This window comes from Streptomyces sp. NPDC054883, from assembly GCF_053610645.1.
In genome coordinates this window covers 1-15,844 of sequence record NZ_JBSGYT010000020.1, presented here as the reverse complement: position 1 = coordinate 15,844, position 15,844 = coordinate 1, and the positions used below count along the sequence as shown (strand labels likewise).

At 74.2% G+C, this 15,844-nt stretch carries 14 protein-coding genes and 1 tRNA gene; 13 read left to right on the top strand and 2 right to left on the bottom strand.

Annotation, left to right across the window (positions count from 1 at the left end; genetic code table 11):
- Positions 1 to 46 precede the first annotated feature (46 nt).
- Positions 47 to 1,159 (bottom strand): Gfo/Idh/MocA family oxidoreductase, encoded by a 1,113-nt coding sequence (locus ACWGH1_RS16880; RefSeq protein WP_453353589.1) that lies wholly within the window; start codon positions 1,157 to 1,159, stop codon positions 47 to 49.
- A 50-nt stretch (positions 1,160 to 1,209) separates the two neighbouring features.
- Here ACWGH1_RS16880 and ACWGH1_RS16875 point away from each other — a divergent pair, with 50 nt between their 5' ends.
- From ACWGH1_RS16875 to ACWGH1_RS16820, 12 genes are all read left to right on the top strand, one after another.
- The gene (locus tag ACWGH1_RS16875) at positions 1,210 to 2,352 is read left to right on the top strand and encodes an ROK family transcriptional regulator (RefSeq protein WP_453408773.1); all 1,143 of its coding nucleotides are present in this window, start codon (positions 1,210 to 1,212) and stop codon (positions 2,350 to 2,352) included.
- A gap of 385 nt (positions 2,353 to 2,737) precedes the next feature.
- Positions 2,738 to 3,511 carry a hypothetical protein gene (locus tag ACWGH1_RS16870; protein ID WP_453354504.1) on the top strand — a complete coding sequence of 258 codons (774 nt, stop codon included), beginning with the start codon at positions 2,738 to 2,740 and terminating at the stop codon, positions 3,509 to 3,511.
- Between the two features lie 29 nt (positions 3,512 to 3,540).
- Positions 3,541 to 4,311, top strand: a complete 771-nt coding sequence (locus tag ACWGH1_RS16865; RefSeq protein ID WP_453354505.1) for a GntR family transcriptional regulator — start codon at positions 3,541 to 3,543, stop codon at positions 4,309 to 4,311.
- 148 nt (positions 4,312 to 4,459) lie between these two features.
- Positions 4,460 to 5,581: a TIGR03364 family FAD-dependent oxidoreductase gene (locus tag ACWGH1_RS16860; protein WP_453354506.1), complete on the top strand. Its 1,122-nt coding sequence runs from the start codon at positions 4,460 to 4,462 to the stop codon at positions 5,579 to 5,581.
- Between the two features lie 5 nt (positions 5,582 to 5,586).
- Positions 5,587 to 6,303, top strand: a complete 717-nt coding sequence (locus tag ACWGH1_RS16855) for a phosphonatase-like hydrolase (protein WP_453354507.1) — start codon at positions 5,587 to 5,589, stop codon at positions 6,301 to 6,303.
- The gene (locus tag ACWGH1_RS16850; protein ID WP_453354508.1) at positions 6,300 to 7,352 is read left to right on the top strand and encodes an ABC transporter ATP-binding protein; all 1,053 of its coding nucleotides are present in this window, start codon (positions 6,300 to 6,302) and stop codon (positions 7,350 to 7,352) included. The genes ACWGH1_RS16855 and ACWGH1_RS16850 overlap by 4 nt, the downstream gene beginning before the upstream one ends.
- Positions 7,353 to 7,401: 49 nt before the next feature.
- The gene (locus tag ACWGH1_RS16845) at positions 7,402 to 8,331 is read left to right on the top strand and encodes a 2-aminoethylphosphonate ABC transporter permease subunit (protein WP_453354510.1); all 930 of its coding nucleotides are present in this window, start codon (positions 7,402 to 7,404) and stop codon (positions 8,329 to 8,331) included.
- Positions 8,318 to 9,115 carry an ABC transporter permease gene (locus ACWGH1_RS16840; RefSeq protein WP_453354509.1) on the top strand — a complete coding sequence of 266 codons (798 nt, stop codon included), beginning with the start codon at positions 8,318 to 8,320 and terminating at the stop codon, positions 9,113 to 9,115. Before ACWGH1_RS16845 ends, ACWGH1_RS16840 begins: the two co-directional genes overlap by 14 nt.
- 76 nt (positions 9,116 to 9,191) lie before the next feature.
- Positions 9,192 to 10,256: a 2-aminoethylphosphonate ABC transporter substrate-binding protein gene (locus ACWGH1_RS16835; RefSeq protein WP_453354511.1), complete on the top strand. Its 1,065-nt coding sequence runs from the start codon at positions 9,192 to 9,194 to the stop codon at positions 10,254 to 10,256.
- 625 nt (positions 10,257 to 10,881) lie between these two features.
- A complete protein-coding gene (locus tag ACWGH1_RS16830; RefSeq protein ID WP_453408772.1) occupies positions 10,882 to 11,661 on the top strand; it encodes an HAD-IIA family hydrolase in 780 nt (259 codons plus the stop codon).
- A 159-nt stretch (positions 11,662 to 11,820) separates the two neighbouring features.
- Positions 11,821 to 12,423 (top strand): hypothetical protein, encoded by a 603-nt coding sequence (locus ACWGH1_RS16825; RefSeq protein WP_453357622.1) that lies wholly within the window; start codon positions 11,821 to 11,823, stop codon positions 12,421 to 12,423.
- Positions 12,424 to 12,433: 10 nt separating this feature from the next.
- The gene (locus ACWGH1_RS16820) at positions 12,434 to 13,102 is read left to right on the top strand and encodes a class F sortase (protein WP_453357623.1); all 669 of its coding nucleotides are present in this window, start codon (positions 12,434 to 12,436) and stop codon (positions 13,100 to 13,102) included.
- A 55-nt stretch (positions 13,103 to 13,157) separates the two neighbouring features.
- Here the strand turns inward: ACWGH1_RS16820 and ACWGH1_RS16815 are convergent.
- Positions 13,158 to 13,231, bottom strand: a tRNA-Lys gene (locus tag ACWGH1_RS16815).
- Between the two features lie 187 nt (positions 13,232 to 13,418).
- Here ACWGH1_RS16815 and ACWGH1_RS16810 point away from each other — a divergent pair.
- Positions 13,419 to 14,975: a peptidoglycan-binding protein gene (locus ACWGH1_RS16810; RefSeq protein ID WP_453408771.1), complete on the top strand. Its 1,557-nt coding sequence runs from the start codon at positions 13,419 to 13,421 to the stop codon at positions 14,973 to 14,975.
- Positions 14,976 to 15,844 lie beyond the last annotated feature (869 nt).

Genomic DNA, 15,844 nt, shown 5'->3' with positions numbered 1-15,844 from the left:
CGGCCGGCTGCCAAGCACCCTCGGCCGGGCTGCGGCCGAGGGGCCGCTACGCCGGGTCGCGGTGGGCGAGCGTCACCGTGACGCCCGCGCGCGACGACCGGCGGGCCGCCTCCAGTACGGCCAGGCAGTGCGCCGCCTCACGCGCCGTCACCGGAGCCGGTCCGCCCTCGCGCAGCGCGGCCGCCACCGCCGCGTAGTACGCCGGGTAGTCGCCCGGCACGGTCGGCACCGGGCTCCCGCCGCCGGTCAGCGGGGACTCCCCCGCGCCCAGCCGGCCCCACAGGTGCTCGGGCTCCAGGCCCCACGCCCTGCCGTCCGCGCCCGGCCGCAGCCCTTCGCGCAGCGCCGCCTCCTGGGGGTCCAGGCCGTACTTGACCCAGCCGGCGCGCGAACCGAGCACGCGAAAGCGCGGACCGAGCTGGGCGGTGGTGGCGCTGACGTAGAGGTGCGAGCGGACCCCGCCCGCGTGCGTGATCGCGATGAAGGTGTCGTCGTCCGCCTCCGCGCCCGCGCGGCGCACGTCGGTCTCCGCGTAGACCCGTACGGCCGGACCGAAGAGCACGAGCGCCTGGTCGACCACGTGGCTGCCGAGGTCGTACAGCAGCCCGCCGATCTCCTCCGCCGCCCCCGACTCCCGCCAACCGCCCTTGAGCTGCGGCCGCCAGCGCTCGAAGCGGGACTCGAAGCGCTGGACGTCGCCGAGTTCGCCGTCGGCCAGGAGCCGGCGCAGGGTGAGGAAGTCGTTGTCCCAGCGGCGGTTCTGGAAGACGGACAGGAAGGTGCCGGTCCACTCGGCGAGCGCGGCGAGCCCTTCGGCCTCGGCCGCGGTGGCGGCCAGCGGCTTGTCCACGACCACGGGTACGCCGGCGGTGAGGGCGGACGTGGCGAGCGGGACGTGCGTCTTGTTGGGGGAGGCGATGACCACGAGGTCGACGGGAGCGGCGCCGTCCGAGCCCTCCCAGAGCGCGGCGGCGGACCCGGCGATCCGGACGCCGGGGTAGGCCTCGCGCGCCTGGGCCTGGCGGCCGGGGTCGGAGGTGACGACCGCGTCGAGGACGAGTCCTTCGGTGGCGGTGACGAGGGGGGCGTGGAAGACGGAACCGGCCAGTCCGTAGCCGACGAGTCCGACGCGGAGGGGGGAGGTGGCGTTCAGGGGCATGGGTCATACTTTGGCAACAGTGTTGCGTAAGTGCAAGGAGAGGCGGCGGGGTGAACCGGGGCAATCGGGACGGCGAGGGCCGGGGCGGGGTGAACCTGCCCGCGGTGCGCGGGCACAACGAGGCGCTGCTCCTGGGGTTGTTGCGGGGTGCGGGCCCCGGCGGCCTGGGCCGCGCCGAACTCGCGGCGCGTACGGGTCTCACCCCGCAGGCCATCAGCAAGATCACGGCGCGGCTCGCGGCGGAGGGCCTGGTGGCGGAGGCCGGGCGGGGCGCGTCGACGGGCGGCAAGCCGCGGACGCTGCTGCGGCTGGTGCCGGACGCGGGGTACGCGGTGGGCGTGTACCTGGACCGCGACGAGCTGACGGCCGTACGGGTCGACCTGGCGGGGGACGTCGTCGCGCGGTGGCGCGGCGGGCTGGACCTCGGGGCGGGTACGGGTGCGGGTGCGGAGGCGGCGGGGCCGGGGCCGGAGGCGGCGGTGGAGGCGGTGCTACGGGCGGTCGCGCGGGTTTCCGGCCGGGGCGCGTCAGGGGCGCCGCTGCTCGGGGTGGGGGTCGCGGCGCCGGGTCCGCTGGACTGGCGGGACGGGGTGCTGGGGCGGGTGACGGGGTTCCCGCAGTGGGCGGGGTTCCCGCTACGGGAGGTGCTGGCGGGGCGACTGGCGACAGGGGTGACGGGGGCGGCGGGGGCGCCGGTGGCGGTGGTGGTGGACAAGGACACCAACGCGGGGGTGGCCGCGGCGGCCGGGCGGCACCCGGGCAACTGCGTGTACCTGCACGTCGGAACCGGCCTGGGGGCGGGGCTGCGGCTGGACGGCGCGGTGTACCGGGGGCCGCGCTCGCTGGCGGGGGAGTTCGGACACCAGGTGCTGGAGCTGGACGGGCCGCCGTGCCGGTGCGGGGGGCGGGGGTGCGTGGAGGCGTTGTGCCTGGCGGCGCTGGAGCGGGGGGACCTGGCGGTGGCGGCGCGGGTACTGGGGGAGGGGGCGGCGAACGTGGTGGCGCTGCTGGATGTGGACCGGGTGCTGCTGGGCGGGCGGGTGGTGGAGGCCGAGCCGGAGGTGTTCGTGGAGGGGGTACGGGCGGTGCTGGCCCGGCGGCGGGTGGGGGCGGCCGTGGCCCTGGCCGGGGCGGGGGTGGCGGAGGGGGCGGCGGAGCTGGTGCTGGGACCGGTGTTCGGGCGGGGGCGTTGACGGAGGGCGCCGAGCTGGGGTTCGGGTGCGGCCCCGGCTGCGCCGGGTTTTCTGGGGCTCCGCCCCGGGCCCCGCGCCTCGGCTGCGCCCCCGGCTGCGCCGGGTGTTCTGGGGCTCCGCCCCCGGGCCCCGCGCCTCAAGCGCCGACGGGGCTGGATTTGGCCGGGGTCCTGCGCTCAAGCAGGCCCCGCCCGCGGCCCCGCCCCGCAAAGGCCCGCCGGCCCGGTGGCGTCCGATCAGGCGTAAAGGGGGGTTGCCCGCGCGCCCCGGGGAGGGGTGGGGTGGGGGGCGTGGGAGAGTGCGGGCGAGGGCGGGGTGATTGTCGCCTCGTCCGATCATCCTCCGATCGTCCTTGTTTCCGTCCGGCGAGCTGCGAAGGTCCTCCATGCGACTGCGCGAAGCCCTTGCCCCTCCCGCCCTGCTGGCCGCTGTGGTCCTCTCCCTCCTCGCACCCGGCCCCGCCACCGCCACCGCCGACGTCGGCAACGGCGGCGGTGCCCGTCCGGCCCCCGCCCCCGCGCTGCCCTCGCGCGCGAAGGCCACCTGCGGGGACGCCAAGAGCAGCGCCTTCCCCATCGGCGCCCGGATCCGCGGCGGGCCGGCCGTGTACCGCACCGGCGACGGCCCCCAGACCTGGTACCTGGACCTGACCAACACGACCTCCGGCGAGTGCACCGCCATCCACCCGGTCGTCGTCTTCACGGACAAGGCCCGCACCCTGCGCCCCGCCCACCTCCGGATGGACTTCGAGACCCCCGGCGGCCCCCGCCCCGTCACCCTGGAGCGCAGCGACCGGGACGAGATCATCGCCGTGTTCGACGGCGGCGGCGAGACCTTCCCCGGGTTCACCATCGGCGCCGGCGGCGCCCGCACCGTCCGCGTCTCGCTCGCCTTCGCGCCCGACGCCCCCCACGGCGAGGTCCTCGCCGACGCCGCCGTCGTCCAGCGCAAGGGTGACGACGGGGACTGGGTCGGCGAGGCGGGCGGCTACCGGTTCTCCGTCGAGGGGCCGCAGGACGACGACACCGGCGAGGCGGGCTCGCTCGCGCACACCGGTCCGCGCCCCTGGGCGGCCGCCGCGGCCGCCGTCGCCACCCTCACGACCGGGGGCGCGCTGCTGCTCGGCGCCCGCAGGCTGCGGGCCCGCGCGGGAGGCTGACGTACACCTGGCCCACGTACAGTCCGAGGGTGGAACATCAGAGCCAGAGCCTGCCCCACCGCCCCGGCCAGGCGGTGCGGTCCGGCATCCCCGAGCACGGGCGCATCCCCAAGTACTACGCGGTCAAGGCCCGTCTCTCCGTTCTGGTCGAGGAACTCGGAGAGGGCGGCCTGCTCCCCACCGAGCGTGATCTCGCCGAGCAGTACGAGGTCTCCCGCGAGACCGTCCGCCAGGCCCTGCGCGAGCTGCTGCTGGAGGGCCGGCTGCGCCGCTCCGGGCGCGGGACCGTCGTCGCCGGGCCCAAGCTGGAGCAGCCGCTGTCCCTCGCCAGCTACACCGAGGGCGTACGCCGCCAGGGCCGCCGCCCGGGCCGGCACCTCATCGGGCTGGAGCGCTTCCCCTGCCCGCCCGAGCTGGCCCGCGGCATCGGCGCCGAGACCGGTGAGCCCGTCTGGCACCTGGAGCGCGTCCTGCTCGCCGATGACGAGCGGGTCGGCCTGGAGAGCACCTACCTGCGCGTCGCCCGCGCGCCCCGCCTCGACAGCGATTTCCAGCCGGACTCGTCCTTCTACGGATACCTCCGCGAGCGCCTCGGCATCTCGTTCGGCGACGCCGACGAGAAGCTGGAAACGGTCCTTGCGACCCCCCGCGAGGCCCTGCTGATCGGCACTCCCCCCGCCCTTCCCATGCTGCTCATCCACCGGTTCTCCCGGGACCAGGACGGCCGCCCGCTGGAGCGGGTGCGTTCGCTCTACCGTGGTGACCGGTTCAGCTTCACGACCCGTCTGCGTCCCGAGTAGCCTCGGTCATTCCCTCACCAGAGCGAGCGAAAGGGACGCACTCATGTCACGGGAAGATAACGGGTCTGGTCCAAGCGTCGAGGCCTGTTCACCCGCCCGCCACCACGCCGCCCCTCCCGGGCCACGGTCCGCCCGCACCGTGGACGGCGTGAGAGTCATAGTCGTCGGAGGCGGCGTGGTCGGCACCATGCACGCCTGGCAAGCAGTCGAACGCGGCCACGAGGTCGTCCAAATCGAACGGGAGGCCGAGGCCCGCGGCGCGTCCCTGCGCAATTTCGGCCAGATCTGGGTCAGCGGCCGCGCCGGGGGCGAGGAGCTCGACACCGCCCTGCGGGCCCGCGAGCTCTGGGAGCGGATCGGCGCGCGCGTGCCCGGCCTGGGCTTCCGCGCCATCGGCTCCCTGACCCCCGTCCGCAATCCCCGCGAACTCGCCGTCGCGGAAGCGGCGGTGGCCCGCCCGGACGCGGCCGCCCGCGGGTACAAGCTGGTCACCGCCGAGGAGGCCCGGGCGGTCAATCCGGCGCTGCGCGGCGCCTTCGAGGCCGCCCTGTGGTGCGAGCGGGACGCGGCCGTGGAGCCGCGCACCGCGCAGCTCCACCTGCGCGAGGCCCTGCGCGCCACCGGCCGGTACACCTTCCTCCCGGGACGCGAGGTGCGCGAGGTCGTCGGGACCGGCGCGGTCCGCGACGACCACGGCGACGTCCACCGCGGTGACGCCGTCGTGCTGGCCACCGGCGCCTGGCTGTCCGGCCTGGTCCGCGAGCTGGTCCCCGACCTGCCCGTGCGCCGCGTCCGCCTCCAGATGATGCAGACCGCGCCGCTCGGCGAGCCGCTGACCACCTCGGTCGCGGACGCCGACAGCTTCCGCTACTACCCGGCGTACCGGTCGCAGGCCCTCGACTCCCTCAACGCCGGGCAGGAGCAGGCGCCGGTCGCGGCCGCGCACAAGATGCAGCTGCTGATGGTCCAGCGCCAGGACGGCGGACTGACCATCGGCGACACCCACGCATACGAGCACCCGTTCGCGTTCGACACCGTCGAGGATCCCTACGAGCACCTCGCCGGGGTGGTCGAGTCCTTCCTGGGCCGCCCGCTGCCCAGGATCCGGCGCCGCTGGGCGGGCGTGTACGCGCAGTGCACCGACACCACCCGGGTCGTCCACCGCCAGCAGGCCGCCGACGGCGTCTGGCTGGTGACCGGACCCGGCGGGCGCGGCATGACCTGCTCGCCGGCCATAGCCGAAACCACCGCGAACGAACTGGGCTGGTAGCCGACATGACGGACGAGAACGCCAAGAACGCCACCGCCGGAACCCGCGACCTGGTCGTCCTCGACATGGCCGGCACCACCGTCTCCGACGGCGGTCTGGTCGAACGGGCCTTCGAGCGCGCCGCCGAACGCCTCGGCGTCGAGCCCGACAGCGCGGACCACGCCGCCAAGCTCCAGTACGTCCGCGACACCATGGGCGAGTCGAAGATCTCCGTCTTCCGTCACCTCTTCGGTGCGCAGGACATCGCCCAGCGCGCCAACTCCGCCTTCGAGGAGGCGTACGGGGAACTCGTCGACGGCGGCCTGATCACCCCGGTGCCCGGCGCCCGCGAGGCCGTCGAGGAGCTCCGCGCCGACGGCCGCACCGTCGTACTGACGACCGGCTTCGCCCGCGTCACCCAGGACGCCATCCTCGACGCCCTCGGCTGGCGGGACCTGGCCGACCTCACCCTCTGCCCGGCCGACGCCGGCGGCCGCGGCCGCCCCTACCCCGACATGGTGCTGGCCGCGTTCCTGCGCACGGGCGCGGTGGCCGACGTACGGCAGACCGTGGTCGTGGGCGACACGGCGTACGACATGCTCAGCGGGGTCCGGGCCGGCGCCGGGGTCGTGGCCGGCGTCCTCACCGGCGCCCACGGCCGCGAGGTGCTGACCGGCAACGGCGCGACCCACGTCCTCGGCTCCGTCGCCGAACTCCCGGCCCTGCTGGCGGAGTCGGCGTGAGCGGCATCCGCTTCGACTCGGTCTCGGTCGCCTACCACGGCACCACCGTCCTGGACCGGCTCGACCTCACCGTCGAGCCGGGCGAGGTGATGGCGCTGCTCGGCCCCTCCGGCTCGGGCAAGACCACGGCCCTGCGCGCGGTCGCCGGATTCGTGCGGCCCGTCTCCGGCCGGGTGCTGATCGGCGGCCGGGACGTCACCGGCCTGCCGCCGCACAAGCGCGGCATCGGCATGGTCGTCCAGCAGTACGCGCTGTTCCCGCACATGCGGGTCGACGAGAACGTCGCCTTCGGTCTCAAGGCGCAGAAGGCGCCCAAGGCCGGGATACCCGGGCGGGTCGCCGAGGCCCTGGAGATGACGGGGATGGCCGCCTACGCGAAGCGCTATCCGCGCGAGCTCTCCGGCGGCCAGCAGCAGCGCGTCGCCATCGCCCGCGCCCTCGCCATCCGCCCCGGCGTCCTGCTGCTGGACGAGCCGCTGTCCGCGCTCGACGCGCAGTTGCGGTCCGGGATGCTCGCCGAACTCGCGCGGCTGCACCGCGAGCTGCCGGACGTCTCGATCCTCTACGTCACCCACGACCAGGTCGAGGCGCTGACCCTCGCCGACCGGATCGCGGTCATGGACCGGGCCCGGCTCCAGGACTGCGGCACCCCGCAGCAGCTGTACCGGACGCCGGGTACGGAGTTCACCGCCTCCTTCGTCGGCAACGCCAACCTGCTCCCGGTGACCGTGGCCGACGGCGGCGCGGTCTTCGAGGGGCACGCGCTGGAACTCGACCGGGGTCTCGCCGCGCCCGGCGCGGGCGCCACCCTGTGCGTACGGCCCCACCTGCTGGCCCTGGGCGAGGGCCCGAACGCGCTGCGCGGCACGATCACCGAGGTGCAGTGGCGCGGCTCGACGCACCGGCTGTACGTCGACATCGACGGCCACCGGGTCAAGGCGGACCTGCCGGAGCTGCGGGAGACCCCGGCGCTGGGCGACGAGGTGATCCTGCACTTCGAGCCCCGGGACGCGGTGCTGCTCTCGGCGGAGGTGTCCCGTGGTGCCTGAGGTCACCGACAGCCGACCGTCGGGCCCACCGGGCGCGCCGGGCGCGGCCGTGGTCGCGCAGGGAACGGCCGGGGCCGCGCCGGACCCCGCCGCCGCGCCGGTGCCGTTCCCGCTGCCCGCCCCGCGGGGCGCCGGCCCGGCCCGCGCCCGGCACCCGCGCGGGGTTCCCGCCTGGGTGTGGTCCCTGCCGCCGCTCGCCGCGCTCGCGCTGGTCTTCCTGTACCCCCTCGCCCTGGTCGTCCAGCAGTCCTTCACCCCCGACAACGGCGGCGGCGCCCTCGACGCCTACTCCGCCGTGTTCTCCTCCACCGTCTTCCGCGAAGCGCTCGGCACCACCGTCCGGCTGGCCGCGGGCGCCACCATCGGCTGCCTCGTGCTCGGCTTCGCCCTGGCGCTGGTCATCGCCTTCGTGCCCTTCCCCGGCGCCAGGGGGGTGGCCAAGTTCATCGATGTCTTCCTCTCCTTCCCCTCCTTCCTCATCACCCTCGCCCTCCTCTTCGTCTACGGCACCGCCGGCATGGCCAACGGGCTGTGGAGCGACGCCTTCTCCACCCCGGAGGGCCCGTTCCACTTCCTCACCACCCCCTGGGGCGTGCTGCTGGCCGAGATCACCTACTTCACGCCGTTCGTGATGCGCCCGCTGCTCGCCGCCTTCTCCCAACTGGACACGGCGCAGCTGGAAGTGGCCTCCTCGCTCGGCGCGCGCCCGGCCCGGATCGTCCGCAGGGTGATCCTCCCCGAGGCCCTGCCGGCCCTCGCCGCGGGCGGCAGCCTCGTCCTCGTCATGTGCCTCAACGAGTTCGGGATCGTCCTGTTCACCGGCGCCAAGGACGTCACGACGCTCCCGATGCTCATCTACGGCAAGGCGATCCTCGAATCCGACTACGCGGGCGCCTGTGTGGTCGCCGTCGTCAACATCTCGGTCTCCGTCGGCCTGTTCGGCCTCTACCGGGTGGTGAGCAAGCGTGCTGGTGCATAGCAAGGCGGGCCGCTGGGCCGCCTGGGGGCTGTTCGGCTTCCTCTTCCTTCCCCTCTTCGCGCTGCCCCTGCTCGTCGTGGTGGCCGCCTCCTTCGCCACTCACTGGTCCGGCGCCTTCCCCTCCGGTCCGACCACCCAGAACTACGCCTCCGCCGTGCAGGGCGAATCCCTCCGGGCACTGACGACCTCGCTGGTCACCGCCCTGGCCGCGAGCCTGCTCGCCCTCACCGTCGGCAGCTGGGCCGCACTGGCCGCCGCCGGGCTGGGCAAGCGCGGCAGGCGGTCGCTCGACGCGCTGTTCATGCTGCCGGTCGCCGTGCCGTCCGTCGTCCTGGGCCTGGCCGTGCTCGTCGCGTTCAGCAAGCCCCCGCTGCTGCTCAACGGCACGAGCTCCATCGTCATCCTGGCGCACACGATTCTTGTCACGGCGTTCGCCCATCAGTCGGTTTCAGCCGCCATCGTCCGTCTCGATCCCGCGTACGAGCGGGCGGCCGCCTCCCTGGGCGCCCGTCCCTCGTACGTCCTGTGGCGGGTCAAGCTCCCCCTGCTGCTGCCCTCCCTGACCGCGGCCGCCGGGCTCTGCTTCGCCCTGTCCATGGGCGAGCTGAGCGCCACGATGATGCTCTACCCGCCGGACTGGATGCCCCTCCCGGTCCGGATCTTCACCGCCACCGACCGCGGTTCGCTGTTCAGCGGCTCCGCGATCGCGGTGGTCCTCATGGCCGCCACCCTGCTGGTCCTGCTGGCCGTCTCCCGCGTCCGCACCGAGGCGTCCTACCGCTGAGTCCCCGCTCCACACCTCCAGACTCCCTTTCCCGTGAGGAAGTTCCATGCCCAGCACCCGCATGCCCAGCACCCGCATGCCCCTGCGCGCCGCCGCCGTCACCGGCGGTCTCGCCCTCGCCGCCTCCCTCACCGCCTGCGGCGGCGGATCCGCCTCCTCCGCGGGCTCCGACGGCGCGGAGAAGACCGTCACCGTCTACAGCGCCGACGGCCTCAAGAGCGACAAGGGCGACGGCTGGTACGACAAGGTCTTCGCCGACTTCACCAAGAAGACCGGCATCGAGGTCAAGTACGTCGAAGGCGGCTCGGGGGAGATGGTGCAGCGAGCCCTGCGCGAGAAGACCAACACCCAGGCGGACGTCCTCGTCACCCTGCCGCCCTTCATCCAGCAGGCCGACGGCAAGGGCCTGCTCCAGGCGTACAAGCCGCAGGGCTCCGACAAGGTCAACGGCGGCGACAAGGCCGCCGACGGCAAGTGGACCTCGGTGGTGAACAACTACTTCGGCTTCGTCTACGACAAGAAGGAGCTGACGGAGGCCCCGAAGACCTGGGAGGAGCTGCTCGACGCCAAGTACGAGGGCAAGCTCCAGTACTCCACCCCGGGTGTCGCCGGCGACGGAACCGCCGTGCTCGTCAAGTCGATGCACGACTTCGGCGGCAAGGAGCCGGCGATGGAGTACCTGAAGAAGCTCCAGGCCAACAACGTCGGCCCGTCGTCCTCGACCAGCAAGCTCGCGCCCAAGACCGACAAGGGCGAGCTGCTCGTCGCCAACGGCGACGTCCAGATGAACTTCGCGCAGTCCAAGTCCATGCCGAACCTCGGCATCTGGTTCCCGGCCAAGGACGGCGGCAGGCCGACCACCTTCGCCCTCCCGTACGCGGCCGGTCTGGTCGACAAGTCCCCGCACACCGAGAACGGCAAGAAGCTCCTCGACTACCTGCTCGGCGAGGACGCCCAGAAGCTGGTCAGCGAGGTCGGCGGCGGCTTCCCGGCCCGCACCGACGTCCAGCCCACCGACACCAACGCCGTCGAACTCTCCAAGCTCATGACCGGTGTCGAGGTCTTCGAGCCCGACTGGTCGGACATCGACAAGAACCTCTCGGGCTACGTCGACGCGTGGAAGTCGGCCACCGGCAGCTGAGCGGTCGCCTCCCGGTCACCTGTGACCGGCGAGGTGTCTTTCCGGTAACGGGTCTTGACCGAAACGCGCCCTCGGTCCGGGGGCGCCGTATGCCCCCCGCGCCCTCACCACGACCCCTCCCCGGAGGAGTACGTGTCCACTGTCCTGTCCGGACGGACCCTCGCCGTGGCCGCCACCGCCACCGCCCTGTTCGGCACCGCTCTCATCACCGTCCCGGCCACGGCGGCCGCCACCGACAAGGTCCTCGTCATCGGCCCCGACGGCGTGGTCCTCGACCGCCTCAAGGCCGCCAACGCCCCCAACCTGCAAGGCCTGATGAGCCAGGGCCTGACCGGTTCTCCGCCAAGATCGACAAGCGGCTCGGCCTCAAGGGCGACCGCGACGGCTACGGCAGCGAGGACCCCAAGACCGCCGACGCGGCCTCCGCCGAACTCCGCTACAGCGGCACCAACAACTGGTACTGGACCGTCGACAACGTGAAGCTCGGCTGACACCGGTCTCCCGCCGCCTTCCGGTCCATGTCCGGGCCGTGGACGCGCCCCGCGTCCACGGCCCGTTCCCCGATAGGGTGGTACAGACCAGAGGCCCCCGTGGTCAGAGGCCCCGCAGAGCGGAGAACAGTCCCGTGGCAGAGCGCAAGCCGATCGAATCCTGGCTCACCGACATGGACGGAGTCCTCATCCACGAGGGGACGCCGATCCCCGGCGCCGATGCCTTCATCAAGCGGCTGCGCGAGTCCGGCAAGCCCTTCCTGGTCCTGACCAACAACTCCATCTACACCCCGCGCGACCTGCACGCCCGGCTCAACCGGATGGGCCTGCACGTCCCCGTCGACAACATCTGGACCTCGGCGCTCGCCACCGCCAAGTTCCTCGACGACCAGCGTCCGGGCGGCACGGCCTACGTCATCGGCGAGGCCGGCCTGACCACCGCCCTGCACGACATCGGCTACATCCTGACCGACCACGAGCCGGACTACGTGGTCCTGGGCGAGACCCGTACGTACAGCTTCGAGGCGATGACCAAGGCCGTCCGCCTGATCAACGGCGGCGCCCGCTTCATCTGCACCAACCCGGACGAGACCGGCCCGTCCACCGAGGGGCCGCTGCCCGCCACCGGCGCCGTCGCCGCGCTGATCACCAAGGCCACCGGCAAGCAGCCGTACTTCGCCGGCAAGCCCAACCCGCTGATGATGCGGACCGGCCTGAACGCGATCGGCGCGCACTCCGAGAGCAGCGCCATGATCGGCGACCGGATGGACACCGACGTGCTCGCCGGCCTGGAGGCGGGCATGCAGACCTTCCTCGTCCTGACCGGTCTGACCACGGTCGAGGACACCGAGAAGTTCCCCTACCGCCCCACCAAGACGGTCGACTCCATCGCCGACCTGGTCGACCTCGTCTAGGTCCCCGAGTGTGCTGTCCGGCAGGTGCCCGGCAGGTGCCCGGCAGGTGTCCGGCGCGTACGTCCGGGGCGTACGGCTGACTCGTACGGTCCAAAGGCGCGCCGCTCCGGATGCGGGGCGGCGCGCCGCGCGTGAATCTCCTTGTTGAGGAGGTTCACCATGCGCAGTACTCTGATCGCTCTCCGTGCCACCGGGGTGGCCGTCGCCCTGACCGCCCTCGGCGCGGTGACCGCGCCCGCAGCCGCCGCCGAGGACTGGGGCCGCGGCGGCGTCTCGGTCAAGCCGGATCCGGCCGAGCCCGGCGACCTGGTCAAGCTGGAGGTGCGGGGCTGCGACGGCGGCTGGGCGTCGGCCAGGTCCTCCGTTTTCGTCTCCGAGGTCCACCTGTCCGCCGGACACGACGACCGCCACGCCCTGTGGGGTGACGCGCTCATCGCCACGCACGCCCGGCCGGGCTCGCACGAGATCCGCGTCAAGTGCGACGGCCGCGACGACCGGGTGAGCGGCTCCGTCCGGATCCGGGAGGGGCACCACCCCGACCCGCACCACTCGCCCGTCCGGCCGGTCCACGCGGGCGGCGGCGCGATGGCCGCAGAGGTGGCCCGGACGACCGAGCTGGCGGCCGCGCCCACGAAGAAGAACCACGGCGGCGACGGCCCTGGGCTGCCCCAGACGGTGATCGGCGCCGTCCTCGCCGCCGTGGCCACCCTCGCCGTCGCGGGCAGGGCGCTGGCGCTGCGCCGCCGTCGCGGCAGCGAGTGAGGGCACGCCGGTGAGCGAGGAGCCCCGCGGCTCCGGCGGCTCCCGCCTGCTGACGTTCGCCGCGTGGACCGTGCTGGTGCTCGGGCTGTGGTTGTGGGGGCGGGAGATCACCGGGGTTCCCGTACCGCCCGGGGGCCAGGCGGGCGGTGGCGGGGCCGCGGCGCCCGGCCTGCCCGTGGCCCACGCCCCGCTGGCGGCGGCGCCGCCGGCGCGGCTCGACGTACCGTCCCTGGGCATCCAGGCGCCGGTGATCTCGCGCGGCCTGGACCGCGAGGGGGCGATCGAGCCGCCTCCGTACGAGAACCCGGGCACGGTCGGCTGGTGGAGCGGCGGTACCCAGCCGGGCAAGGCCGGTACCGCCCTGCTGATCGGGCACGTGGACACGCGGTCGAAGCCGGCGGTGTTCTACGGGCTGAGCACGGCGCAGCGGGGGGACAAGGTCGGCGTGGTCCGGGCGGACGGGTCGGTCGCCGAGTTCACGGTCGAGGAGGTACGGGTCTACGAGCGCGCGGGGTTCGACCCGCAGAAGGCGTACGGCCCCAAAGTGCCGGGCCGCGCCGAGCTGCGGCTGGTGACCTGCGGCGGAACGTACGACAAGACGGCCAAGCAGTACTCGGCGAACGTGGTGGTCGCCGCCTACCTGACGGGTGTGCGGGCCAGACCCGGTACGCCCGTGTGAGGGACGGGAACGAAGAAACCCCCGCAGCTTTCGCTGCGGGGGTTTTTCCCGTCTGTGCGCCGCCAGGGACTCGAACCCCGGACCCGCTGATTAAGAGTCAGCTGCTCTAACCAACTGAGCTAGCGGCGCTTGCTGACAGGGAAAACTCTACCCCACCTGCGGGGGTGCTCATGACCAGCCGCGCCCGCGTTGTCCGATTAACCCATGTTTGGGGGGTTTGTCGTGCACGATATGTCTGAGCCGAGCCGAATCTGATGCCCCGCCAGACGCGTGCCCGGTCGGACGAGTGGACGAGCAAGGGGAGTGGACGGAACGCATGACGACGCAGCCTCCGATGCAGGTGCAGATGGCGCCATCGATGCCGATGCCGGTCTTCGAGGAGTACGAGCCCGCGGGCGACTGTGTCTGCCCGGGCTGCGTGCACCGGCGGCGCACCCTCGCCCGCGGGCGGGCCATACCGCTCCGGGACGGCGGACACCCCGCCGCGCGCGGCGCGCGCCGCGCGCTGGTACTGGCCACGGCGGCCGGTGTGGTGCTGAGCGGCGGCGGCGCGACCGCCGTGGCGACGGCCCGCCCCACGCCGGGCCCGGGCCCGGCGCAGCCGGGCGGTCCGGATCCGGTGAAGCCGACGCCGCCGGAGCCCGCGAAGCCGGGCTCCGCGAAGCCGGGCGGGCCGGGCTCCGCCACGCCGGACGTGCCGGGCTCCGCGAAGCCGGACGTGCCTGGGTCCGGGAAACCCGCCGCGCCGGGACACCGTAAGCCGGGCGGGCCCGGGCCCGGGACGCCGGACGTGCCCGGGTCCCCACAGGGCGGCCGGGCGCCGCTGCACGGGCCGAAGGGGTCGCCCGCCAAGCCGCCGGGCCTGCCGGGGGCGCCCACGGCGGTGCGCCGGATCGACCGGTCGACGATCATCAACCGGGCCAAGGTGTGGCTGGACGAGCAGGTCCCGTACAGCATGAACGACTACTGGTGGGACGGATACCGGCAGGACTGCTCGGGCTTCGTCTCCATGGCCTGGAACCTCGGCACGAACGAATGGACCGGCAGTCTCGACAAGTTCGCCAAGAAGATCACCAAGGAGGAGTTGCTGCCGGGGGACATGCTCCTCTTCCACAACCCCTCCGACCCCAACAACGGCTCGCACGTCACCCTCTTCGGCGGCTGGGTCGACGAGACGCGCACGCACTACATCGCCTACGAGCAGACGCGCCCGACGACGCGCAAGCTGGCGACGCCGTTCGGGTACTGGAACAACGCGACCAAGTACCTGCCCTACCGCTTCACCGGGGTGACCGGCGGGCTCGTGCCGGACGGGCCGGGGACGGACCCGAAGCCGGCGGTTCCGTCCGCCTTCCCCGGAGCGAAGATGTTCGGGCCGGGCGCCGACAACCAGCACGTGGCGCGGCTGGGCCGGATGCTGATCGACCGGGGCGGACGCCGCTTCTACCCCAAGGGCCCGAGCACGAAGTGGAGCGAGTCCGACCGGCTGGCCACCCGGGCCTTCCAGACGGCCCAGGGCTGGACGGGAGCCGACGCCGACGGCATCCCGGGCGCGGACACCTGGCGGCTGCTGGTCGAGGGGCAGGGCAACGACATCGTGCCCACGCCGGACGCCGCGCCGGGCCCGGGCGGCCACCCCGCGTACCCGGGCCCGGCCGCCTTCCGGCCGGGACGGTCCGGCCCGGCCGTCGCCGCCCTCGGCCGCCGGCTGGTGGCGAAGGGGTTCGGCAAGCACTACACCTCCGGCCCGGGTTCCGTCTGGAGCGAGGCCGACCGCCGCAACGTCGAGGCGTTCCAGCGCGCGCAGGGCTGGCGCGGGGCCTCGGCCAACGGCTATCCGGGCCCGGAAACCTGGCGCCGGCTGTTCGCATGACGGAGGCAACCATGTACCCCACGCGCACCACGACCACGACGGGCACCTTCCCCGTCCCCCCGTCGGGCCCCCGCCGGTCTCCCCGCCCGGGCCGCTGGACCACCCGTTTCCGCGCCACCCCGGCCCCGGCTCCCACGCCGACCGAGCCGGCAACCCCAACGCCGCCCCCGCACCCGGCCTGGCCGGCGGCCCCGGGGGATGTGGGAGAGGGGGCCGCGCACCCGGCCCCGGCCCGTGCGGAAGCGCCCTGGCCGACGGCCCCGCACCGGGCCCCGGCCGAAGTCCCGGTCCCGACCCCGGCCCGTGCGGAAGCGCCGCCCTGGCCGGCGGTCCCGACGCTGACGCCGGAGCCGGCCCCGGGCGAAGGGTCGGCTGCCGAGCCGACCGTGCCCCGTTCCCCCGTCCGTGCGGCGGCCGCAGCCCGGGCGGAGAGTGCGGCGTGGCCTCCGCCCCCGGCCTCGGTGCCCCACCCGAGCATGACGCCGACAACGGCCCCCGGCGCGGGCCCGGCGCAGGCGCAGCACGCGGTCCCGGTCCCCGGCCCGGCGCCCCAGCCGAGCCGTTCCACCCCCCGCGCTGCGACGCCGCAGGCGGTGTCGGCGTCGGAGCCGGGCGCCCCGTCCTCGGCCACCGTCCCGGGCACGGCCTCGGCCCGGAATCCGAGCCCGGCGGCGGTGCCCGTCTCCTCCGCCCGCTCGACAGCCCCACCAGTGGCTCCGCACCAGTCGTCGGGGCCGACCGTGGCCCACCCCCTGACCCGGGACCCGGGACCGGCGGCCCTCAGCGGGACTCCCGCGATGGTCCCGGGCCCGGCCGCGCCTCCGGCGGCCCCGACCGAGGCGCCCGCCGCGGGGTACGCGGCCGCGTAC

Coding starts and splice junctions, on each gene's coding strand:
- ACWGH1_RS16855 (WP_453354507.1), top strand. CDS start 5,587: ATGACGGACGAGAACGCCAAGAACGCCACCGCCGGAACCCGCGACCTG.
- ACWGH1_RS16835 (WP_453354511.1), top strand. CDS start 9,192: ATGCCCCTGCGCGCCGCCGCCGTCACCGGCGGTCTCGCCCTCGCCGCC.
- ACWGH1_RS16810 (WP_453408771.1), top strand. CDS start 13,419: ATGACGACGCAGCCTCCGATGCAGGTGCAGATGGCGCCATCGATGCCG.
- ACWGH1_RS16825 (WP_453357622.1), top strand. CDS start 11,821: ATGCGCAGTACTCTGATCGCTCTCCGTGCCACCGGGGTGGCCGTCGCC.
- ACWGH1_RS16880 (WP_453353589.1), bottom strand. CDS start 1,159: ATGCCCCTGAACGCCACCTCCCCCCTCCGCGTCGGACTCGTCGGCTAC.
- ACWGH1_RS16870 (WP_453354504.1), top strand. CDS start 2,738: ATGCGACTGCGCGAAGCCCTTGCCCCTCCCGCCCTGCTGGCCGCTGTG.